The sequence below is a fragment of the Paenibacillus sp. TSA_86.1 genome (assembly GCF_052691815.1).
On sequence record NZ_JBQZGE010000001.1, the window covers coordinates 151,062 to 174,171 of the forward strand.

Consider the following 23,110-nt stretch of genomic DNA (forward strand, 5'->3'; position numbering starts at 1 on the left):
TGGCGTTGTTCTACAAGAAGTAAGTAAGTAAGTAAGTAAGAGAGGTGATATGTATGGAAAAGTTTACGTATTTCTGGCGGACAGCTTCACCGTTCTCCCAGTGGTTTCTGGCTGATTTCACGGTGAACGGGATTCAGTATACAAGTGCCGAGCAATATATGATGCATCAGAAAGCACTGCTCTTTGGCGACCAGAACAATGCAGACAAAATGATGAAAACTCGTTCGGCTTCGGTACAAAAAAAGCTGGGCCGACAGGTCGCAGGTTTTAACCAGACGGTATGGGAAGGCGAGTGCCAGCGCATTGTCTATGAAGGCAATCGGGCCAAGTTTACACAGAACGAAGATCTGCTGGCTGCTCTACTTGCCACCCGTGGCACAACACTCGTGGAAGCGAGCCCGGATGATCGGATCTGGGGTGTGGGGCTGGCGGAGGAAGATCCGCGTATTCGTAACCGAAAAACATGGCGGGGAACGAACTGGCTTGGCGAGATTCTGACTCGTCTAAGAGAAGAGATCGGAAGTGATTACAATATGAGTAATGTAGATAACTACAACAAAAACAATAATTCAGATAGTAAGACGGATGAGTCTCGTAAGTCTAACGCATCAGCAGGTGGTAATCGTGTTAACTCACGTTCTGGACGTTCGCGTATTGCACATCAAACGCTGGAGATTCTGGAAGAAGGCTTGTACGTAAACGGATATGACCGTGCGGTTCATATTAAGGAAGACATGGAGCAAGCCATTCAGAATTCGGTTCTCTATCGGCCTTTGGAGCTTTCTGAACTTCGGGAAAAGCTACGTCAAGAAGGGCGTACAGGAGAGTTAGCTACATCAAGACAACTCCAGCAGGATACCGAATCTATTGCAGATCATGGAAAAACAACGCGGATCGAAGTAACCAGTGAAACGACACTTGCAGCAGCAGCTCGTCTGACCCTGGAGGAAGGAAGAACGGATGTTGTCTGTCTGAATTTTGCATCTGCAAAAAATCCGGGCGGTGGTTTCCTCGGCGGAAGTCAGGCTCAGGAGGAAAGCTTGGCGCGGGCAGCCGGACTGTACCCATGTATTGCACAGATGCAAGAAATGTACGAGTACAATCGTAAGCAGCGTTCCTGCCTGTATTCGGATCATATGATCTATTCTCCTGAGGTTCCCGTAATCAGGGACGATTTTGACCGATTGCTGGATCAATATTACACAACCTCATTTATCACCGCTCCGGCCGTAAATGCAGGCGTTGTCAGAGAGCGGAACGAAGCGACGGATGAAGAGATCAGGTTGGTCATGAAGCAGCGCATTCGATACGTGCTGGAGGTTGCAGCTACCCAAGGTCATCGAACCATCGTGCTGGGCGCCTTTGGCTGTGGTGTTTTTCGGAATGAACCGGCACAGGTGGCAGCGTATTTTAATGATGTACTGGTTGATGAAGGATACAAGAACTACTTTGATCACATCGTATTTGCCATTTATGACCGGAGTGCAGGACAGCGAACGTTGGAAACTTTCAAGCGCTTACTCTGATAAATTGAGCAGGGGAAGTAGGAGAGCAAGATGTTATGTAGACATCATGTAATAGAACGGACGTTACTGTAACGCCTGATTTGCAGCGCGCAAAATAAACAGGAAGTTTGGAGTCTCAATAGTGAGATGTGATAGGGCAAGGAAGAGAAAGGGTGAGCTAACATGCAATTTCATGAAAGACAGCAGGATTTGTTTGAACTGGAGGAACAATACGCACTGGCACACTGCATATCCGCCGATGCGAGAATGGGTAAAGGAATCGCGGTGCAATTCAGAGAGCGGTTTGATCTACAGGCTCTTCAGGAGCAAGCGAAGCTGGGGCCGCTGGAGATTGGGCGATGTTATCCGGTTGGAAGAACACTGAATCTTGTGACCAAAGCCAAATTTTCGAATAAACCTACGTATTCATCATTAACCCAGGCCGTCGAGTCTATGCGGGATGTCTGCTTGGAGCAGGGAATTACCCAACTGGCTATGCCTCGAATTGGTTGTGGGCTGGACAGGTTGAAGTGGGAGAAAGTAAGTGTGATTATCCAGAATACATTTGCGGAGATGAATATCGAGATTGTTGTATGTACAGTATGAGCGAATATGCTCGGTATGACGGATGTAAAATAAAAAAACCTCAGCTGGGTAAGGACGCGCGCGAGATACAGAGGTAAGACTTATTACGGAGTCTGATCCCTGTATTGATTGAGTCTGGAGCATGAGCGATATGCGCTCTGTGCTCTTGCAAACGCGCTTCCGTTACCGAAGCGAGGTTTTTTTGTTGTTTTTACTCGTAGGCGAAGCTGGGTTTATTTTTTGGAAAACATCTCTTTTGCTTCATCCAGAGCCATCTTGTTCCCGATAGAAGAATAATCAAGCCACGGCTGTGCCCCGATCGGGTACACATGACCTGCTTTGACCGCTTTCAGTCCCTGCCAGATCGGATTGCTTTGCAGTTCCTTGAACATCGTTTGTGCTTCATCGCCCGAGTTGACCACAACAAAGATCGCATCTGCATCATAGTCCGGCAACACTTCACGTGAAACGACCTGATATGGTTTGGAAGTGTCCATTTCTTTGATACCTTTGGCTGGAGTCAGATCAAGATCATCATATAAAATAGGGCCCATAGGACGGCGTGTGCTGAATACGCGTAATTCCTTGGCTGTGACACGAATGGCCATGACGGTGCCGTCACCGATCTGATCATGAATCAGCGATTTGACTTCCTTCGTTTCGGCCTCGTAGTCCTGGATATATTGCTTCGCTTCTTTCTCGCGGTTGACCAGCTTGCCAATCTCTTTCAGGTGATCCCGCCATGTTCCATCGTCCAGATTGAACACATGTACAGGGGCAATTTTTTCGAATTTGGTCACATCCTTACCGGAAAACTCCTCATCCAGATAGATGACATCCGGTTTAAGGGCAAGCAAGGCTTCCATATCCGGGTCTTTGACCGGGCCGAGTGGTGTCGTATCTTTCAGGCGATCAGCCACATGGGACAGAAAACCTTTCGCTTCCCCGCCGATGACAGAACCGACAGGCGTGATCCCGAGGGAAAGCAAATCATTGGTCAGGTGGATGGACATGGATGCGATACGTGGTTCACCTGAAGCTGCATTACTCTTTGAATTGTCTGTCGAGGTGTTAGTAGTTGTGTTTGAATCGCCAGATCCTGTTGTGGACGTTTTCGTTGTTCCGCAGGCTGCGAGTACCAGCACCAAACTGATGGTTAACATAAGCATTAGATTTTTTTTCAACATGGTTGTCATTCTCCTTGAACATCTCATGGATGGGATCGATTTTTTGATGTAACTAAATGGGTCGAAATTCTTGGGATGGAGCCTTTTATAATCATTTGGTTCGTACCAGCAGGTATAAAAAATAAGGTGCGCCAATCGCGGCGACAACAACGCCCGCTGGAATAGCATTTGGTGCAAATATCGTCCGGCCGACTGTATCGGCGGCTACCAGAATGAGCATGCCGATCAGTCCTGCAGCCGGAATCAAGTGCCGGTGCATCGGTCCGACCAGTCTGCGGGCCAGATGAGGGGCAGCCAGACCGATGAAGCCGATGCCTCCAGACATAGATACACTGACCGCAGACAAGGCCACGGAGCAGAGCAACAGCAGGATGCGCCGGGAACGCACAGGTGTGCCGATGCTGGTGGCAGCGGCATCGCCTAGATGGAAGGCATCCAAGGTTTTGGAGCGGCTCCAGATGTAGGCGATACAGAGCACGGCCCAGGGAAGCAAAGCTTGTACATGAACCCAGTCACGACCCCACACACTGCCTGCAAGCCAGCGTGCAGCGAAGGAATAGGTGTCCTCGTCCAGACGCAGTGACAGATAGAGCGTGAGTGCATGGAATCCGGCGGCAACAGCGATGCCGACCAGAATAAGTTTAATCGGTGATACACCGCTGTTTTTGTCATAGGACAGCAGCATAATGATCAGGGCCGCAGCCACACTTCCGGCAAAAGCAAAGAGCGGAATCAGCAGAGCCACCGAGGTGTCCAAGCTGAACGACAGGCTGACAAAGACAATTAATCCAAAAGCGGCTCCCGCATGCAAGCCCAGAATTCCCGGGTCAGCAAGTGCGTTACGTGTAATACCTTGCAGGGCTGCACCTGAAATACCCAGCCCGGCCCCGGCAAGAACCGTGACCAGAATGCGGGGCAGGCGATAATCCAACAGGATGATCTGATCCTGTTCGCTTCCTTGTCCAAGAAAGGTTTGGATAACAGCCAGAGGAGATACACGAACCGTACCTGTATTCAGACTGATGAGGATCACCAGGACTGCAAGACAGAGCAGAACGATGCTGACGATGATCGCCCTTTGGCCACGAGAGGTTTGATTGAACTTCTCTAAAGGGAATCTGACGACAGATTTCATTCCCCGTTTCATCACTACAACGCCCTCCTTTCCTTGCGGGCCAGATAGAGGAAGAACGGTACGCCGACAAAAGCAACCATGATGCCTACGGCCAGTTCCTGAGGCGGATTCACAATTCGTGCACCGAGATCGGCGAGTACAAGTAGAATGGCCCCGAGCAGGGATGACATGGGAATGATCAGCCGATAATCTACCCCTACCAGTTTGCGAGACATATGAGGGATAACCAGCCCTACGAATCCAATCGAACCTACAGCGGAGACGGACACCCCCGCGAGTACAACGACAGCAGCAAGGGCAAGAAAGCGAGTCCAGCGCAGGTTTATCCCGAGATTAATGGCGATCTCTTCCCCCAGAGACATGAGCGAGACACGCCGGGCGAGCGGCATGGTGAACAACAGTGTAAGCAGCAGTACCGGCAGTATCAGTTTCAGGTGCCGCCATTCAATACCTCCAAAACCACCCGCGTACCAGAAGGCCAGATCCTGGCTCAGGTCAAAATAAATGGCGACCCCGGTGCTCAGTGAACCGAGCATAGCGGCAATCACTGCACCAGCCACCGTGAGTCTAATGGAGCTCAGGCCCCCTGGGGCAGCCATGCCAAGCAGGAAGATGAGCACGGTGCCGAGCACTGCTCCTATAAACGATAAAAGCATAATCCAGCCGTAAGGTAATCCTGGCCAGAAGGCAAAGCTTAATGCCACAACAAACGTTGCTCCGGCATTAATGCCGAGGATACCGGTGTCTGCCAGCGGATTGCGGGTAATGCCTTGCATTAAGGCTCCAGCAACAGCAAAAGCGGCTCCGATGATAGCGGCGGCCAGCACTCGTGGCAGTCTCAATTCATGAATGATCTGATGAGACGTCAGGGAAGGGCTATATTGAAACACGGCAGTCCAGACCGTTTCCAGTGTTAATCCCTTGGCCCCCAATGAGATGGCAACAAACATACTGATCAGCAGGATCGCGATGGCGGACAGAAACATTAGACCAACGGTGACTGCGGATCGTTTAACATGAGACGGACGCTGAGGTAGTCCCGGATGTCGGATACGGGTCACTCCTTTATAACAAATAACATCTTTCGTTGTTATTGATTATCATTATCAATTAGTGATTATTATAAAATCTTAATCCAGGCCCGTACATGGCATAAATTAAGATTTAGGAAATGGACATTTTTTAGATTACAAAAGTACAGGCTTGTTCGTCAACATCGAGAGCGCTTCCTCGAGCTGGATGTTGATGGAATATGGGGCGTAGACAACCCAAGCGTTCCAATCCACAAGATGAACTCGGCCGCTGCGAACGGCGGGATGACTATTCCATAACGGATCATTTTTTAATTTTTGCAGCAGTGTTGCTGGGTTATGCAGGTTGTCTGTTGCAAGCACAAGCACATCGGCTTCCAGACCGTCCCATTGTCCGGGGGTAAAGGGCATCCAGTTGAAGCCAATCCCGGGAGCTTTGCCTTGCAGTTCAGCCTGAATTCGCTCAGGTGCAGCGAGTTGTAACGTGCGGTAGAATACATGACCGAAGTTACGGTGGCTGTACATTCGGGGGCCCTTGGCTGTTAACGTACCTACAGCTATAGTCAGACCGCCAGCCTGTTCTCTGATCTTCTTACGGGCACGCTCTGCTTTGCGTTCGTGTCGATCCATCCATTCTTTTGCCGCCTGAGTCCGATCTACAATCGAAGCGATTCGTTCCAGATGGCCGAACATGTCGGTCTGGTTCCACGGAATGGTAATAATGGGCGCAACATCACCAATATGCTCCATTGCTTTAGCCGTAGCGTTATCTTTAGTCAGAATCAGCTCAGGATTCACATCGAGAAAGGCCTGTCGTCCCTGTTCCCAAGGTTCATACGCATGAAAAGGCAGCTTCAGCGATTGAGGCAGATGTGGCAGATGGCCTTGTATCTGGGCAGCACATGGGGTGATGCCGAGCGTCATCAGATGATCGGTATACGGATAAGACAGTGACATAATGTTGCGATGAACCTGCTTGGCATAAGAAGTTGGGGAATAACCCGCATAGTTGCGAAAACGTCTGCTGAAGTAAAACTCGTCGCGGTAACCGACCTCACGCGCAATATCACGAATACGCAGATCCGAGGTCAGCAGCATTTCCTTGGCCCGATTCATGCGCAGATGAGTAATATATTCAGTCGGATTTTTTTGCATCCGGCTTTTGAACAGCTGGGAGTAATACGACGGATGCATGCCCGCCAGTTCAGCGAGTGTATCCAGCTTGATCTCATGCATATAATGCTGCTGCACATATTGAAGTGTAGATTTGAGCCAGGACTCGGGATCTTCCTGTTCCTGCTCTTCGGCAGATCTCGGATGCTCTTCAGGCCAGAGCATATAGAGCAGTTCGGTGAGTAACAATTGTGTTTTGATCTCACGGGATGCTGTTTCGTCATCGGGATGTGCGAGTTCAGTCAGCTGGGAGGCGATTCGTTGAATGCCGTAAAAGGGACCTTGAATCCATCCCGTAACGGGTAAATGAAGTTCACGTTCATAGATGCGCCTTGCTTCGGTTTTCTCTGTCACTCGAAACAGGTCAAATTCAAGCATGTATAGCTCGGCATCGTGATCGGCATCCGACACAAGTTCCAGACGGGTTCCGGGTGGGTACAAACAGGCCGATTTGCGTACGACACGGGATGGCTCGGTATCCACAATCTGCGTTCCCGTGAACCGATGCAGGTAGATGAAGGTATGATGCGGGAGTTCATCCACCTGCCACTGGAAGCGCTGCTGTGTGTTAATATGCTCTACCCGTCGAAGTTCAACCAGGGCATGGTTCAAGAACTGGTGAAGTTCATCTCGAGCCGTTGCATGTGTCGAGTGAGTAGGGCTATTAGCCAAGCGTGTAGGGCCATGATTAGAAGCGAGACCATTCGTTTGCTTGGATACGGACCGTGGAATATCGGCCAACGTATCGGTGTTTATTTTTTTCGGAGTAGTCTCCGTTGTTAGTTGTTGTGTATTTATATGATTTACATCGCCACGAGGGCTCACAGTCAGCTTGTCGTCTGAAGGTATGCGGTTATGGCCTTGGTTTGGCTCCGTGATCATGGCGTACCTTCCTTTCATTGGGGTCCATATGTTCTTCTAAAGGGTACATGTGCTCATGGTTTGTCTCCAAATCATCTTAGCAAATCTGCTGCGGAAATGAAATGTGGTGAAGAAAAGCAGGCTTTTCTGACGAAAACGTTTCTTTTTGGTAAAATAAGAGAGATACCATGTTGGCTGGTCTGAATCATGAACCTTGTAACACTCAATCTGTAGTAGGGAGGATGTACTTATGACACAGACAGCAGGACGGGATAAGGTACGGTGGGGCATTATGGGCACGGGATGGATTGCATCCCAGTTTGCCAAGGATTTGGAGCATGCCGGAAATGCGGAGAAAGCAGCGGTCGGTTCTCGAACTGCAGGCAGTGCGGAGAAGTTTGCAGCCGAATATGGTTTTGAACGCGCTTACGCTTCATATGATGAATTACTGCGTGATCCTGAGGTGGATATCATCTACGTGGCAACCCCTCATCCGGTACATAAGGAAAATGTGATGGCCTGCCTCGAAGCGGGTAAAGCGGTACTCTGTGAGAAGCCCTTTGTGATGAACTCGCGTCAACTGGAGCCATTGGTGGAAACGGCGCGAGAGCGGAAGCTTTTTCTAATGGAGGGCATGTGGACACGATTCCTGCCGCCGGTTGCCCAGGCAAGGGCCTGGATTGCCGAAGGGCGCATTGGTGAAGTGCGGATGGTTCATGCTGATTTTGGGTTCCGCATTGGCTGGGAGCCGGAAGGGCGGCTGCTTAATCCCGATCTGGGCGGTGGTGCATTGCTGGATGCCGGAGTGTATCCGATCTCTTTCGCGTCGATGATCTTTGGTGAACAGCCACAGCATGTATGGAGCACAGCGCATATCGGGAAAACGGGTGTGGACGAGCAATTCTCAGTATTGCTGTCATATTCGGAGGGGCGTTCGGCGTCACTGAACGGTGCCATTCGTTTGAATCTGAACAATGAGGCTGTCATATATGGCACGGAAGGCCGAATTCGTCTGCCTTTTTTCCTCGCAGGCAAAGAAGCATACTTACATGTCAACGGACAGGACGAGCCGGAAAAGTTTGTGGATGATCGGACGTGTATCGGGTATGCGTTTGAAGCGGAGGAGGCGGGACGTTGCATTCTGCAAGGCCGCACGGAGAGTAACACCATGCAGCTGGACGAGTCCCTGGAAATCATGAAATTAATGGATACGGTGCGCCGTCAATGGGGTCTGCGCTACCGATCGGAATAAGAACGCTGGACCGCGTTGAGAAATGATCTAAGCAATAATGCTCACCATGATCAGGCATATTGAAGCGGATTGAGTTAGTGTAAATGAATAGGCCTGTGAAAGTATATGGATTAGGGAAGCTGATAAGTATGGTTGATACTTTTTAATTCATCATCGGAAGGAACTAATGCAATAATTCAGTGTCGTCATGATTACAACAAGGGGGTGCAGCGGTGATGAAATTTTTGATATCAGGGTTTGAGCCTTTTGGCGGAGATACGGTGAATCCGACTGGAGCGTTGATGGCGGCATTAGAGTATGAGGTTGTTGAGGGTGCTGTATTAAAAACGTTGCTGCTGCCTGTGCATTTTGATGAATGTGCAGACTTGCTAATTGAAGAGATGAATTCTTTTCAGCCAGATGTCGTTATCGCTTGCGGGTTGGCAAAAGGCAGAACAGCGATCACGCCAGAGCGTATCGCGATCAATGTGAAGGATATTCCGCCCCGATCTTACGCGGACAATCAAGGCCAGCGCCCAGTAGACGAGCCAATTGCGGATGGAAGTCCGGATGGTTTATTTTCCACCTTGCCCATCCGGGCGATGGTCAATGAGATGATGGCAGCAGGCATACCAGCAACCGTCTCCAACACAGCGGGAACGTATATATGTAACAACACAATGTACCGGGTACTGGATTACATTCGGGTACAGAAGTTGCCTGTGAGGGCAGGGTTTGTACATTTTCCGGCATCGACTGAAATGGCCGTACTGGAGCCATCTGCCCCATCTTTGCCACTGCCCGTGATGCTGGATGCACTGCGATCCATGATCCGCACGGTCTTGTTAGAGGCTAGAATAAATATAGAGGATGTAATAAAAAAATAAACTTCAAATAAAACGAACCAACCAAAGAACCCACGAACCAACCAAAGAACCAAGGAACGAACTAAAGAACCAACCAAAGAACTCAAGTACCAACGAGCGAGCTAACGTATCCACCAAAGAACCAACCAAAGAACCAACCAAAGAACTCAAGTACCAACGAACGAGCGAGCGAACGTATCCATCAATGAACCCACGAACCAACCAACGATGAACGAACGTACCATCTAAAGAACCCACGAACCAGTTAATAAAGGGCAGCTCCAATACGTCACAAAGGTGGCGTGCGGAGTCGCCCTTTTCATATGTTAGACTCAATGAAGCTGCGCGTTAGACCCGACCCGATGATTCTGCACGATTGTCCGGTGAAAAATCTAACGATCACCACAGACGCTATCTACGCCAATTTGGTGGTTTTGAAATTCTAACGATCCGTATGAACGCTATTTCACGAAAATAGACAAGAATGAGGTGAAAAAGAGTCATTTTCGGCGAAATAAGCTTCCTGGTGATCGTTAGAATTTACAGAGTGCAAAAATGGGCCAAATAAGCTCTGTCAGGATCGTTAGAGATACGCAGCTGTCATAAGACAGACCCTAACCGGTTAGCAATAGCTTTGGCTATGCTCGTAGTTAAATAAACTAACAACATTTCAATTCCAACCAATCAGTACCAGCCAATAGGGAGCACCGAGCACTGCAATGGGGAGGTCAGATCCGTAACAGGTTCAGGTCGAACTCGGGAACCAGTTTTTCTTGCATTGCACGACCAAGCAGTGCCGTAATGGCGGCATATCCATCTTCGCCCAAATTTGCACTGAATTCGTTGACGTACAGATCGATATGTTGAGCGGCGACATGGGGATCCATCTCCTGTGCATGTTGCATCACGTATGCTCGGGATTCTTCAGGATGTGCCCAGGCGTATTCCACAGAGGCACGAGCCCAGCCAGCCAGAGCATGAGCATCCAGATCACGGCGGGCAATAATAGCACCAAGCGGAATCGGCAAGCCTGTGTCACTTTCCCACCAGTTGCCGAGGTCTGTCATCAGTTGCAAATTATAGTTTTGGTACGTAAAACGCGCTTCATGGATGACCAGTCCGGCATCGATCTGTCCATCGCGAACAGCAGGCATGATTTTATCAAAAGGCATAACTACAATTTCACCGACACCGCCAGGGACATTTTGTGCGGCCCATAGACGGAATAATAGGTAGGCTGTGGAGCGCTCGCTCGGTACCGCAACCCGTCGCCCAGACAGGTATGCCGGGTCTGTTGTGCCATCTGCCGTCAAAACCAAAGGGCCACAACCTCTGCCCAGCGCACCGCCAGCGGGTAACAAAGCATAGTTTTTCAGTACATAGGGTAGCGCTGCATAAGAGATTTTCATCACTTCCGGAATTTCTGGTCCGATTGGATTCGCAGCGAGGCCGTTGGTTATATCAATATCTGCATAGCGAACTTCAAGCTCAGGTGCACCAGGAATCAGTCCGTGTACCCAGGCGTGAAAGATAAATGTATCGTTAGGACAAGGGGAAAAAGCAATATTCATGATGTCATAACCTCCCGTAAAATTGAACTTGCTGCCTGGAGCGCATCCAGGGCATCCTTGATGCGCCAGGCATCGCGGTCGCGTGGACCGACCGCGTTAGAGATGCCGCGCAGTTCGAGCACCGGCAGGCCGAACTGCTGCGCAGCTGTTGCCACGCCGAAGCCCTCCATGCCTTCGGCGACTGCATCTGGCACGCGGCGCAGCAGCTCCGCGGCCGTCTGCGCGGTTCCGGTCGCCGTGGACACGGTGACCGCAGTGCCCCCGCTGACAGCGAGCCCTGCCCGCTGCAGCTCATGGCGTAGGCGCGCGGCGAGCACCGCGTCCGCCGCCACACGGGACGAGCCGAATCCGAGCTCGTCCACAGAGAGAAAGCCGTCTGGCGTCTGCGAGCCCAGATCGGCTGCAATCATAGCGTCGGCTACCACGAGGGAGCCGACGTCCGCCCGGCCGGGGAACCCGCCGCCGATGCCGGCACTGATCACCAGCCCATAGGCTGTTGATCTGATGCCGGTTCCGGCAGCGGGCCCCGGCCCTGAAGATGCGGCAGATGCTTGTGCCGCATCACGTTCCTCTGGCGCGGCAGTGCCATGCGCCAGTTCACGTGCCGCTGCTGAAGCAAAGGCTATGGCAGCGGCAGTTCCGGCAGCGGCCGAGGCAGGGCCAACGCCCGCTGCAATCACATCAAATCGTGCTGCGGCATCCTCACCCAAACCGCGAAGGATGGCCTCTTTTTCCGCATCCACTGCCGTTACAATCAGCACGCGTGAGGAAGTGCAGAACCCGGGTGTAGAAGCATTCGTATCTGAAAATGTCCTTTTCGTTGTGTTCATTAGGCCTTTACCTCAATTTTCTAAGTATTTAATAAGATCGTTGCCGCTAACCTGGTCATTTATATCGTGATTAAGTTCAGCAGGCTGTGCGCGTTCAATGATTTCAAAGTGTAGTCAGGCTGTGCACAAAGGAGTTCAGTTACTCTTCATTAATTGTCCTCTAACTGTCTACTGTATGCGAACAAATAGATCCTTTTTGTCTTTCAAAGAGTGGACACTACCCTCCTAAAGAGCATATCCCTCTGCTAAAGATTGTAACACTATATATAGACATAAAAATCGAAAATATTAATTTTGATCTATATGTAGATTGGCGAGTGTGGTGTGTTATTTTCAAAGAAGTGTCCACCTTTTGATAAACAAAATCCTCAAATGTGCACGATGAGTGGACGAATTTTAGACGCAATCGAGTACAAGGTACTATTTAAAAGCAGAAGAACTTAATAGCACTGAGCAGCACCCAGTAGCACTTAATAGGACTGAGTAGCACTGAGCAGCCCCAAATAGTAATAATAGTGATCAATAAGATGAATACGATGGATCACAAAATGAACAATCTTTCTACGATAGTGATCTACTGACACTCAATCTAGTTCATTCTAACCTAATCTAACCCACCCTAACTCAACCCATTCCGACCCATCTCAATCCATCCTAACTCAACTCAACCCATCCGATCCCGTCCTAACTCATCATAACGAAGGGGAAGGCGCAGAACAACCTTTCAAACATATTTTCACCAAGCCGAGTAAGGAGAAGCGATTTGTATAGAAACTTTATAGAAACTCTCACCGAATTGTGTTCCAAAGGGAACATGCCTCAGGGGTGTTCAGAAAATAACCTGAACGTGTTCACTTATTAAATTCATTATATGTCAACTATATCATATTGATTGATCTGATATAAATTTTGCTATCCTCGAATTCACGCACGGAGATAAAGTTAAAGATTGACAAACTGTATTAACTGTATTATTAATAATAGTACAGATCACACAGTTGATTGAAGAAAGGAGGTGCGGGATGTTCGAATTGGATGTACGCAGCCGTAAGGCGATCTATGAGCAACTGGTGGATAAGGTCAAAGAAATGATCGTATACGGTATTCTGAAACCTGATGAGCAGCTTCCTTCCGTTCGGTCATTATCAACGCAACTCACCGTGAATCCGAACACGATTCAGAAGGCATACCGCGAACTTGAGCGTGAAGGTTACATCTATTCCTTGCAGGGGAAAGGAAGTTTCGTATCATCATCTGTGGAACATCCGAAGGAAGCTATGAAAGATGAGATTCGGGAGTCTTTGGTGAAACTGATTGCCGAAGCTTCGTTTTCCGGTTTAACCAAGGCGGAGATGACTCTTTTATTCGAAGAAGCGATGGCCCGTATAGAGAAGGAGGTGCCTCATGATTGAGCTGAACCAAGTCATCAAAACATTTGAACATGAGAAGGCCGTCGATGGCGTAACGATGCACATACATAAGGGATCGATCTACGGATTGCTCGGTTCCAACGGGGCAGGTAAAACATCGCTCCTCAAAATAATCGCAGGCATTTATCGTCAAGACAGTGGGAATGTATGCATCGATGGGACTAAAAATTACGAAAACCTTGATATTAAAGGCCGTACGATTTTTATGGCTGATTCCCCAACCTTTTTTCCGCAATCTACGATTACTCACATGGCGGCATTTTACCGTTCTGTCTATCCACGCTGGAATGAGGAACGTTTCAACCAGCTGGCAGCCGTCTTCAAATTAGATGTAAAACGCAAGCTTCATCGCATGTCCAAGGGCATGCGCCGTCAGGCTGCGGTATGGCTGGGACTCAGCTGTATGCCTGAGGTGTTGCTTATGGATGAACCGATTGATGGCCTCGACCCTGTCATGCGCCAGCAGATCAAAAACCTGCTATTCCAGGAGGCCGCGGAGCGCCAGGTGACCATTATCATCTCATCTCACAACTTACGTGAGATTGAAGACCTCTGTGACCATGTAGCCATCATGCACAAAGGCCAAATTATCGTGCAGAAAGACCTGGATGACCTTAAGGCGGACACACACAAGATTCAGGTAGCTTTTCGTCATCCGAATCATGCTGATTCGTTGAGAGAACAAGTTCATATTTTGCATGAAGAAAAAAGAGGAAGTGTCTCCTTGTACATTGTTAAAGGTCATCGTGAAGATGTTACCGCACAATTTCGTCTGCATGATCCGTATCTGCTGGATGTGCTGCCGCTGACATTGGAGGAAATTTTCATCTATGAAATGGAGGGTGCGGGTTATGACATTCAACCGATTATACTTTAACCGCGGCATCCTGTACCAAAATTTCAGGCAGCATGGCTGGCTTGGTATTGTTTATCTGCTTCTTTTATTAATTACACTTCCGCTATATATCGGTACACAGTATCGAGATAATACAGAAGTAATCGGCAGCTTGTTTAGAGCGAACGGGGAATTTCATTGGCTTTTTGCAATTACAGTGCCGGTTGTGATGGCCTTGTTCCTGTTCCGTTACATGCAAGCGGGCGCACCGGCTGATCTGTATCATAGTTTGCCACTGCAGCGTAGACATCTACTTACAATGAACATGCTGAGCGGATATGTGATGATACTGGTTCCCATATGGATTACAGCTGGAGTTACCGGGTGGGTTTCCGCAGTTCTGGGTGAGCCTGCACTCACCTTTGATAGTTCGGCTGTTTGGATGTGGGGCGTAACCATGAGCATGATCTCTTTGTTCATGTTTACGCTGACCGTAGCGGTGGGCATGTGTATCGGACAGTCTATTTTGCAGGGACTTACCGTATATGGCATCAGCCTGATTCCATTAATCTTTTGGGGAGTTTTTGGACTGCATCTGAAACGTTATTTGTTTGGTTATCCGGACCATTTTTTCCGATTTAAAATAGAGACTATATCTCCAATTTCCCGCCTAAGTAGCCTCAGCTATGCCATTCCCGGCTGGGGTGAACTCGGCATATATGCTGCTTTGACGGTGATTCTCATCATACTGTCGTATCTGCTGTACCGTAAACGGCATGTGGAATCGGCAACGCAAGCCATAACATTCCAGATCGTAAAACCGATTTTCCGTTTTGGATTTATGTTCACGGTTGTGTTGCTTAGTGGCGCATATTTTTCATCGATTTCACCCGGGAATCCCGAGGAATGGGGCATTGCAGGGTATATCCTGGGAGGCATTGCAGGATACATTGGAGCCGAGATGATTATACGCAAAACATGGCTCATCTGGAGCGGTAGTCTTGTGCCACGGTTTGCTGTATATGGAATTGCAGCCGGGCTGATCCTGTACGTGCCAGTCGCGGACTGGAATGGCTATGCAGCCAATGTACCTTCCAAGGATAATGTCAACAAGGTGCGTATTGGCGGGGATCAGTTTATTTACGTAGGTAATCAGACTATAAAGCTGGACGATGAACAGTTCTACTCCAACTCTGCGGGATATATCGATGCTATCCTTGCACTTCATCAAAAAATCGTTAATGCCCGTCAGACCTTGAATGACAGGGGACGGAATCAGATGATAGCTGATCAAGAGAGCGTCACGATTAACTATGAGTTAAAAAGTGGAAAGATTTTATCACGAGAATATACGGTTCAAGAATCCAGTTTTCAACAAGAATTTAAGAATATGAAGAGTTTCGAAGATTATAAAGCTGCCATGTATGGAACTTATGCACTCGACAATGACGTTCGCAGTATCGGTATCCGGTCAAGACTTATCAGTGATCGCGCTGTGTACATTAGTGACCCGCAGCTCATTCGTGAATTCAAAACTCTGCTGAAATCGGAAATTTTAGATCAAACGTATGAAGATCAAAAATCCCATTGGGAGCCATTTGCATCAGCTGAGGTTTATCAGGATTATCGGGACGAATTATCGCCTAAACGGGTATTAGATAGCCCTAATCTTAGTTCAACGTATGAGATTAAACCAACCTATATCCGTTTGATTAAATGGCTCAAGGATAACAAGGTGTATGATCAGCTGCAGGTATCCGAGGATGAAATTGCCTCTGCCCAGTTTATCAAACAGGAGATGGATAGCCCGGGTAAAGCTAACCTGGTCTATCCTGACTCACAATTGATAGATGAAAATCTAAAAGGAAAAAAGAAGGTCGCAACGAAGAATAAAAAAATCATCAGCGAACTGCTCCAGCGCCAAAGATCAGGTTATTACACAGAACAGGCTATTGTCTATCAGATCAAACTCAATTTTATCAAAGGCCAGAACGTCTACATGATGTTAAAAGAGGAAGATCTCACCGAGGATATGAAAGCCATCTTGGCCGATCTATAACTTCAGCTTGACCAAATGATTCTTATGGAATATATTAGGAAAAGTAAAGATTCAAGCGATCCGTTAATTCACTGAATCTCATATGGAACGGCTCATGAGGGAAGCACCCGTAAGAGCAGGCACATGCCTGACTTACGGGTGCTTTTTTGTCGTTAGTTGAATTGATCGCTAACTTTGAATCTTGAACTGCAAGGAAGGCGTGCTTCGGACACTGTAAAGGTAATAAATGCTTATCTAATTACAGATGTAGAGTAAGAGACGGCGGGGATTTTATCCTAATTTGAGAAAAAGGGGTGCAGAAGTATATGCGTGGATATGCAGGGGAGAGGTTGTTAGCAGAGCATTCAACATTGGAAAAGCAATCAAAGAACCGATGGATCAGACATTCAAAGTGGGTGCTGTTTATTCGGTCTTGGTTAAAAATGCTAGCTGGACATTCAATTTTACGAAGACTGATCTTGATGTTCGCTATAACATTCGGTATCGGAATGATGTGCAGTAACGCCACAGTTCATGGTGAGGGGATCGAACTGAATGTGACTGCGCAGAAAGCCTGGAACACGGTATTGAACAAGGCGGATGCACAGACCAAACGTTCTTTACAGCAGTCGTATGAGAGTGCCGGGCAATGGAAGTCACAGAAAGAAATGTGGGAACAAAAGATCAAGCAACTCCATACAACCAATGCGACTGAGTTGGTGAAGCTCCGAAAAGCAATCAGTGGCACGGACGCAGCCAAGCTGGCAGCACTTCAGAAGAACCTTGAGCATACGCAAGCACAGTATGAACCTTTGTTCCGACTCTATAGCTCGCTGAACAAACAATTATCTGTAGCCAAGGGTCTTCATAGCAAAGAGTGGAGTGCAGCCATTCGTACTCAGGCTGAGGCGATGAAACCGCTGGTACAGCTGGCACGAGAGGATATTCGTACGAGGAAAGCAAACCTTGCTGAAGCACGTAAACGAAAAAATACCGAGGTGAAGCGGCTGCGAACGATGTTAAATGGCACGAATGCTGTGAAAAAACAGATTCAAACCGCCAAGAAACAAGTCAGCTTGTCCAGAGAACGATATATGAATGCCTTGAGGAACTTCAAACAAATACTGAAAAAAGGTGAGCCTGCACGTGCATTAAGTGCCTTGAACTCTTTAATTTCTTCGGCTGAAAAGTGGTCGGTTGCAACCCAGAACATTCACACGTTGGAGGGAAAGGTATCCGTGATCTACGTCAAGGTTAGTCAGGAGATCCGTAACAGACCTAATCAAGAAGCCTGATTCTGCAAGTCAGAGGCTTATGATCTATCCTGTGAAAAATGTATAAGAGAAACTTGATTTTTTCTGGCACGTACATCTCTATAAAAGATAGGTTCGTTGAACATAGAGCGAGGTGCAGGCTGATGCAAACAGGGCATAAGACGAAACGTGCAGGCAGAATCGGTTTGAAACGAAAGCGTTACTGGATTCCCATCAGTTTATTGATCCTGATTATAGGTTTTGTAGGAATCGGTGCACAGTTTACACCTAAAATAACGGTTTTCTTGCTGAAATCCGGGCTTGAGCTTGCCTCTTCGAACACAAACAGCAAACACACGAACGAATCGGAAGGGGTAACTCGGGTTACCGATGTGGCCTATGCAGATGAAGGTCGTCGTAGCAGTACGGTGGACATTTATTATCCTTCCGCGGCAACTGAACCATTGCCAGTTATATTGTGGGTTCATGGCGGCGGGTGGGTTATGGGTGATAAAGGAGACATTGCCGATTATGCGGTGCAGTTGAGTCAACGTGGTTATGTGGTGGTTAGCATGAACTACGCACTTGCACCAGATACGACGTATCCTGTTCCTGTGATGCAAACGAATCAGGCGTTGTCCTATATTAAAAATCATGTCAGTCAATATCAAGGTGATCCGAATAACCTGTTTCTTGCCGGTAATTCGGCTGGTGCCCAGATTGCAAGTCAGACTGCGGCGCTGCTTACGAATCCCAATCTGGCAAAACAAATGAATATAACGCCAGCGGTTGAGCCTGAGAAGATAAGAGGAACGCTTTTGTTCTGTGGTCCTTATAATCTGCGTACCGTCGAGAGTACTGGCTTTCCATTTATGCGCACGTTCCTCTGGTCATATACGGGAAGCAAGGCATACGAAGAAGATCCACGTCTGGATGAAATGTCAACTGTACTTCAAGTTACAGCAGGGTATCCGCCCGCATTCATCACTTCTGGTAATGATGACCCTTTGACCGTACAATCGATGGAACTTGCAGAAGTGTTGAAGCGTCGGGGTGTCACAACAGAAACCTTGTTTTTCCCGACATCTACGGAGAAGTTAGGGCATGATTACCAGTTTGATCTGGGAACTAAAGCTGCACAGCAGGCGCTACAGTCATCCGTACAATTTATTCAGGATCATAAAAGTAAGGAACTGAAAGGACAGATCGTAAGATAGCCAGTTGTAGAAAAAGAGGTGTCGCAGCAGTGGTCATGAAAATCAATCATGACGTGACTGCCGAGACACCCTTTGTTTATTACTTAACCAGCACCAGTAATCTGCGCATAGCTTCTTCTACTGTGGATCTTGGACAGGCGACGTTGATACGCATGAATCCGGCACTTTCTTCTCCGAATACAACTCCATCATTAAATGCGAGTCCTGCCTCATGAAGCAGCTTCTTGCTTAATTGTGCATGAGTCAAACCTAATCCACGGAAATCGACCCATAACAAATAGGTCGCTTCAGGCAGATGTACCTGGATACCGGGAAGATGCGCCGCAATAAATTGCTGCACGTATTCCATATTGCCCCGAATGTAAGCAAGACACTGATCGAGCCAGTCTTCCCCGCCGGTATAAGCTGCTTCGGTTGCTACAGCTCCCAGTGTACTGATGCTGGATAACCCCATGGTGGCCACACCTTGGGCAAAATGTGCCCGCAATTCGGCGTTTGGAATGATGATATTGGATGTGCATAATCCGGGTATATTAAACGTTTTGCTTGGTGCTGTGCAGATAATGCTGTGATCTGCGATCGCTTCCGAGATCAGACTAAGCGGCGTATGAACTCCCCGCTCATATACCAGATCGGCGTGAATCTCATCCGATACGATGAGTACATTATATTTTAGACACAGCGAAGCAAGTTCTTCCAGCTCCTCGCGGCTCCATACACGTCCAACCGGATTGTGAGGGCTGCACAGGATCATCATTTTGACCTTACCCGTCTGCAGGCTGGTTTCGAGTTGTTCCAGATCCATCGTATATTGTCCCTGGTTCTCGATCAGTGGATTCGTGATGAGTTCTCTGCCTTGATCCTTTACCACATTATAAAAGGGAGGATATACCGGGGGCTGGATGACTACAGCATCCCCAGGTGAAGTGAATTGTTGCACCGCTATGCTGAGCGCTGGCACAATTCCTGGCGTGAATACGATCCAGTCCGTATTAATTTTCCAGTTGTGGCGGCGTTGCATCCAATCCGTGACTGCGGCATGATAGGCCTCGGTGCGCAACGTGTAACCAAAGATGCCGTGTCCCATTCGGGACTGCAACGCTTCAATAACGGATGGGGGAGCGGCAAAATCCATGTCGGCCACCCACATAGGGAGTGCATCTGCCACACCGAAGATGTTCTCCAGCCCGTCCCATTTCTCCGAACCGGTAGATGACCGGGCAACCGGTGTATCAAACATACTGTGATTTATCATAACAAGAAGTCCTCCTTGGTTCATTCGTTGTTACGTCCTACAAACAAGACATCATTATCTAATACATCTTCACTTTTCGCAACTTCTAAACTATTTTTGTATGACCCAAGTCCTGATTTGGCGAGATTTCGTTTACAACACACGATCGAGTGCTTATGATATGGCTAACATGACATGAGACTTGGTGATTTAATTATACAGCTCATTGTTATGCGAACTATATCTATCCGGAACACGATCAAAACATAAACCCGTTTATTCATTAAATATGTAACATCCTTTTTTATTAAACTGAATCTTGGAGGCGAATGAATATGAAAAACAAAAAGTGGTTCATTGCAGCAGGTGTATTTGGCATGGTATTAACGGGATCGGCAGGTGTTTACGCAGGTACACAGCTGGAGACAATCAAAGCATATCTGAATCACGGGCTTGCCATCGAAGTGAATGGGCAAAAATTCACACCGACAGGTGACAAGGGCAAAAAGCTCGCGCCGATTACATATCAAGGCAGTACATATCTTCCGGCTCGTTCCATTGCAGAAGCATTGAATACCGAAGTGAAATATGATGTTAAAAATAATAAGGTAAGCATCGGTTCTTCCAGCTCTTCAGGTGCATCGAGTGGTGGCAGTGGAACAACCTCCCCATCAACAGGCACGAATACACAAGCATCAGGAGTGAAATCCAAGTACTTGCCAGCAGATTTTCCGTTGCCTAAGGATGCCAAAGCGACCAGCCTTATTGAGAACGTGGTAGATGGAAACAAAAAAGTGGTTCTCATCTACACAACCAAAGAAAGCTTGACGACCCTCGGTACATCCTACAAAACCTATTATCAGAACAAAAATTGGACTCAAAACAGTGAGGATATTCAAGCTGATGAATTCAGCATTCTAGGTCGTGAGGAAGGTAAATATGCTGTGACGATTACAGGTAACATGTCTTCGAGCAACAAAGATCTGAACGAAGTTACGGTTATTTGGGGAGAAGAATAGGCAAGTTCATATGTTGTCTAAACTTTATAATTAAAACAAGCCGTTTGTCTGTAATCCTAAGGATTGCAGGCAAACGGCTTTTTGTGGGTTACAGATACTCATTAAACCATCCGACGATATGCTCTAACCTTCGCACCCTCAGGTGAGGATGACCACCGCGGGATAACTCATGGTTAGCCCCCGGGAAACGCACAAGTCTTGTCGTTTGCTTGCGGCGTTTCAGCGCAACATATAATTGCTCTGCTTGCTCAATGGGGCAGCGAAGATCCTGTTCCCCATGAAGAATAAGCAGTGGGGTCTGCACATTACCGACATAAGCGAGCGGGGAATGCTTCCATAGTTTCTCGGTGTCATCCCATGCATTGCCGCCAATCTGATCTTCCGTAAAGAAATAACCAATATCACTTACGCCATAGAATGATAGCCAGTTGCAGATGGAGCGCTGGGTAACAGCGGCCTTGAAACGATTCGTATGTCCCACGATCCAGTTTGTCATGAAGCCACCATAGCTGCCGCCGGTTACGCCCAGCCTGGATGGGTCGATGAAGGCATACTGGGACAAAGCATAATCCACGGATTCCATAAGGTCTCGGTAATCCCCTCCGCCGTAATCTTCCCGACAGGCATTGACGAATTGCTGCCCATATCCCAGCCCACCGCGCGGATTGATATACATCACAGCATAGCCCTGAGCGACAAGGAGCTGGAACTCATGCATAAAAGTGAAACCATACATCATATGCGGGCCACCATGAATTTCAAGAATGGTCGGAACCCTGACACCTTCAACGATGCCCTGAGGTTTCATGACCCATCCTTGCAGCTTCAGCCCATCCGAGGATTCGAACCAGAAATTTTCCGGTGTGCTCAGCCAGATGTCTTGCTCCAGTTGAGGGTTACTCTGGGTGAGCCGTACAGATTCGATTCCAGGGTCTCCTGGTTGCTCGTACAGATATAAGTCACCTGGATGTTGCGTATCTGCAACAGCCGCTACGATCTGCCCTTGTGGCAACTCGGCAAACTGATATATCTCACACTCATCAGGCAAAATGTAATCGGCATGACTTCCATCTAACGTGAATTTGGCTATACGTACACTGCCATGTATCGTAGCAAGACAAAGAATGGATGAACCGTCATGTGAATATACGGGGCCTGTCGTGACCAGATGGGAGCGCATATCACCAACAAGGCTATGGTTTAGCTGTACATCCCAGTCTGCACTTAGACATTCAGGTGTTCCACCTGATATCGGAAGTGTATACAGCTTCACCAGGGTAGCATTGCCGTATGAATGGTCGCTGGCGAGAAGGGCCATTGATTGCGCGTCAGGTGCATAACTAAGCCGATAAAAGGTATATCCTTCGGGAGTTAATTGCTGTATATCTGTCCCATCGGGACGAGATGTGTACACGTGATTGGTTAACGTAAAGTCGCTATGATCCGCACCCTCTTCAGGCATTTTGGTGATCCAGGCGATGCGTTTTCCATCCGGTGACCAGGCATAATCCCCAATATCATAGTGTCCTGTGGTTACGGGTATAGCTTCTGCGCTGATTGGCGCGATAACAAAGAGATGAGAACGTCTTCCATTCCATAATCCACCGCTATCGGATTTCATACGAATCCGGTCCACGATAACTTCCTGAGGAAGCGAATTTTCCTTGATGCCTTCGGTGGAAGATTGCCGAGAAGCTTCATCTGGTTTTTCATCGATGTCCACAGAAGACTTTACAAGTAATGTCCCTCCATCTGGCGCCCATAAGAAGGAACTCACGCCATGCTGCAGATAGCTGATCTGCTGAGCCTCTCCGCCATCCGAAGCGATCAGCCACACCTGAGATTTACCATCTGCCTCGCGTATAAAAGCAAGCTGTGCTCCATCCGGCGACCAGGCAGGGGAGTGATCGTTTTCTCCAGAAGTAAAGGGCCTGTCCTTCCGAGTCTCCAGATGAAGCAGTCTCAGGTGAGAGCGATAACCATCGTGTTTTTCATTCGTTTGTCTACTAACATACACTAGATGTCCGCCTTGGGGAGACGGAACCGGATCATTAACCCATGTAATCTGAAGCAAATCTTCCGAGATGATGCCGCGTTTTCCGTTCATCA

At 48.1% G+C, this 23,110-nt stretch carries 18 protein-coding genes and 1 pseudogene; 11 read left to right on the forward strand and 8 right to left on the reverse strand.

Going from position 1 to position 23,110, the window contains the following annotated elements; all coding sequences use genetic code 11:
- Positions 1-53: 53 nt before the first annotated feature.
- The 3 genes and pseudogenes from ACUTVW_RS00600 to ACUTVW_RS00610 all read left to right on the forward strand — a co-directional run.
- A pseudogene (locus ACUTVW_RS00600) lies at positions 54-506 on the forward strand (NADAR family protein); the annotation flags it as partial.
- A gap of 27 nt (positions 507-533) precedes the next feature.
- On the forward strand, positions 534-1,526 hold the full coding sequence (locus tag ACUTVW_RS00605) for a TIGR02452 family protein (protein ID WP_445644941.1): 993 nt from the start codon (positions 534-536) through the stop codon (positions 1,524-1,526).
- A 162-nt stretch (positions 1,527-1,688) separates the two neighbouring features.
- A complete protein-coding gene (locus ACUTVW_RS00610; protein ID WP_445644004.1) occupies positions 1,689-2,111 on the forward strand; it encodes a macro domain-containing protein in 423 nt (140 codons plus the stop codon).
- Positions 2,112-2,323: 212 nt separating this feature from the next.
- Here ACUTVW_RS00610 and ACUTVW_RS00615 read toward each other — a convergent pair whose 3' ends face one another.
- The 4 genes from ACUTVW_RS00615 to ACUTVW_RS00630 form a co-directional block, all read right to left on the reverse strand.
- On the reverse strand, positions 2,324-3,274 hold the full coding sequence (locus ACUTVW_RS00615) for an iron-hydroxamate ABC transporter substrate-binding protein (protein WP_445644942.1): 951 nt from the start codon (positions 3,272-3,274) through the stop codon (positions 2,324-2,326).
- Positions 3,275-3,368: 94 nt separating this feature from the next.
- Complete coding sequence (locus tag ACUTVW_RS00620; protein WP_445644943.1) at positions 3,369-4,412, reverse strand: FecCD family ABC transporter permease; 1,044 nt, start codon at positions 4,410-4,412, stop codon at positions 3,369-3,371.
- Between the two features lie 14 nt (positions 4,413-4,426).
- Positions 4,427-5,398: a FecCD family ABC transporter permease gene (locus ACUTVW_RS00625; RefSeq protein WP_445644944.1), complete on the reverse strand. Its 972-nt coding sequence runs from the start codon at positions 5,396-5,398 to the stop codon at positions 4,427-4,429.
- Positions 5,399-5,599: 201 nt separating this feature from the next.
- Complete coding sequence (locus tag ACUTVW_RS00630; RefSeq protein WP_445644005.1) at positions 5,600-7,498, reverse strand: AraC family transcriptional regulator; 1,899 nt, start codon at positions 7,496-7,498, stop codon at positions 5,600-5,602.
- Positions 7,499-7,727: 229 nt separating this feature from the next.
- Here ACUTVW_RS00630 and ACUTVW_RS00635 point away from each other — a divergent pair, with 229 nt between their 5' ends.
- Both ACUTVW_RS00635 and ACUTVW_RS00640 read left to right on the forward strand, forming a co-directional pair.
- Positions 7,728-8,729 (forward strand): Gfo/Idh/MocA family protein, encoded by a 1,002-nt coding sequence (locus ACUTVW_RS00635; RefSeq protein WP_445644006.1) that lies wholly within the window; start codon positions 7,728-7,730, stop codon positions 8,727-8,729.
- A gap of 215 nt (positions 8,730-8,944) precedes the next feature.
- Positions 8,945-9,595 carry a pyroglutamyl-peptidase I gene (locus ACUTVW_RS00640; protein WP_445644007.1) on the forward strand — a complete coding sequence of 217 codons (651 nt, stop codon included), beginning with the start codon at positions 8,945-8,947 and terminating at the stop codon, positions 9,593-9,595.
- A 707-nt stretch (positions 9,596-10,302) separates the two neighbouring features.
- On the opposite strand, the gene ACUTVW_RS00645 is transcribed toward ACUTVW_RS00640, so the two are convergent.
- Together ACUTVW_RS00645 and ACUTVW_RS00650 are read right to left on the reverse strand one after the other, a co-directional pair.
- Positions 10,303-11,145 (reverse strand): 1,4-dihydroxy-6-naphthoate synthase, encoded by an 843-nt coding sequence (locus ACUTVW_RS00645; protein WP_445644008.1) that lies wholly within the window; start codon positions 11,143-11,145, stop codon positions 10,303-10,305.
- Positions 11,142-11,975 carry a futalosine hydrolase gene (locus tag ACUTVW_RS00650; RefSeq protein ID WP_445644009.1) on the reverse strand — a complete coding sequence of 278 codons (834 nt, stop codon included), beginning with the start codon at positions 11,973-11,975 and terminating at the stop codon, positions 11,142-11,144. The genes ACUTVW_RS00645 and ACUTVW_RS00650 overlap by 4 nt, the downstream gene beginning before the upstream one ends.
- A 1,022-nt stretch (positions 11,976-12,997) precedes the next feature.
- On the opposite strand from ACUTVW_RS00650, the gene ACUTVW_RS00655 reads away from it, so the two are divergent.
- The 5 genes from ACUTVW_RS00655 to ACUTVW_RS00675 all read left to right on the forward strand — a co-directional run bounded on the left by ACUTVW_RS00655 (position 12,998) and on the right by ACUTVW_RS00675 (position 18,748).
- Positions 12,998-13,387: a GntR family transcriptional regulator gene (locus tag ACUTVW_RS00655; RefSeq protein ID WP_445644010.1), complete on the forward strand. Its 390-nt coding sequence runs from the start codon at positions 12,998-13,000 to the stop codon at positions 13,385-13,387.
- A complete protein-coding gene (locus ACUTVW_RS00660) occupies positions 13,380-14,282 on the forward strand; it encodes an ABC transporter ATP-binding protein (RefSeq protein ID WP_445644011.1) in 903 nt (300 codons plus the stop codon). Before ACUTVW_RS00655 ends, ACUTVW_RS00660 begins: the two co-directional genes overlap by 8 nt.
- A complete protein-coding gene (locus tag ACUTVW_RS00665; RefSeq protein WP_445644012.1) occupies positions 14,257-16,299 on the forward strand; it encodes an ABC transporter permease subunit in 2,043 nt (680 codons plus the stop codon). Before ACUTVW_RS00660 ends, ACUTVW_RS00665 begins: the two co-directional genes overlap by 26 nt.
- A gap of 461 nt (positions 16,300-16,760) precedes the next feature.
- Positions 16,761-17,573, forward strand: a complete 813-nt coding sequence (locus ACUTVW_RS00670) for a hypothetical protein (RefSeq protein ID WP_445644013.1) — start codon at positions 16,761-16,763, stop codon at positions 17,571-17,573.
- Between the two features lie 122 nt (positions 17,574-17,695).
- Positions 17,696-18,748 (forward strand): alpha/beta hydrolase, encoded by a 1,053-nt coding sequence (locus ACUTVW_RS00675; RefSeq protein ID WP_445644014.1) that lies wholly within the window; start codon positions 17,696-17,698, stop codon positions 18,746-18,748.
- Positions 18,749-18,827: 79 nt separating this feature from the next.
- Here the strand turns inward: ACUTVW_RS00675 and ACUTVW_RS00680 are convergent, their stop codons facing one another.
- Positions 18,828-20,003 carry a MalY/PatB family protein gene (locus ACUTVW_RS00680; RefSeq protein WP_445644015.1) on the reverse strand — a complete coding sequence of 392 codons (1,176 nt, stop codon included), beginning with the start codon at positions 20,001-20,003 and terminating at the stop codon, positions 18,828-18,830.
- 314 nt (positions 20,004-20,317) lie between these two features.
- On the opposite strand from ACUTVW_RS00680, the gene ACUTVW_RS00685 reads away from it, so the two are divergent.
- Entirely contained in the window at positions 20,318-21,001 is a 684-nt protein-coding gene (locus ACUTVW_RS00685) for a stalk domain-containing protein (RefSeq protein WP_445644016.1), read from the forward strand.
- An 88-nt stretch (positions 21,002-21,089) separates the two neighbouring features.
- Here the strand turns inward: ACUTVW_RS00685 and ACUTVW_RS00690 are convergent, their stop codons facing one another.
- Positions 21,090-23,108 (reverse strand): S9 family peptidase, encoded by a 2,019-nt coding sequence (locus ACUTVW_RS00690; RefSeq protein ID WP_445644017.1) that lies wholly within the window; start codon positions 23,106-23,108, stop codon positions 21,090-21,092.
- Positions 23,109-23,110: the final 2 nt, after the last annotated feature.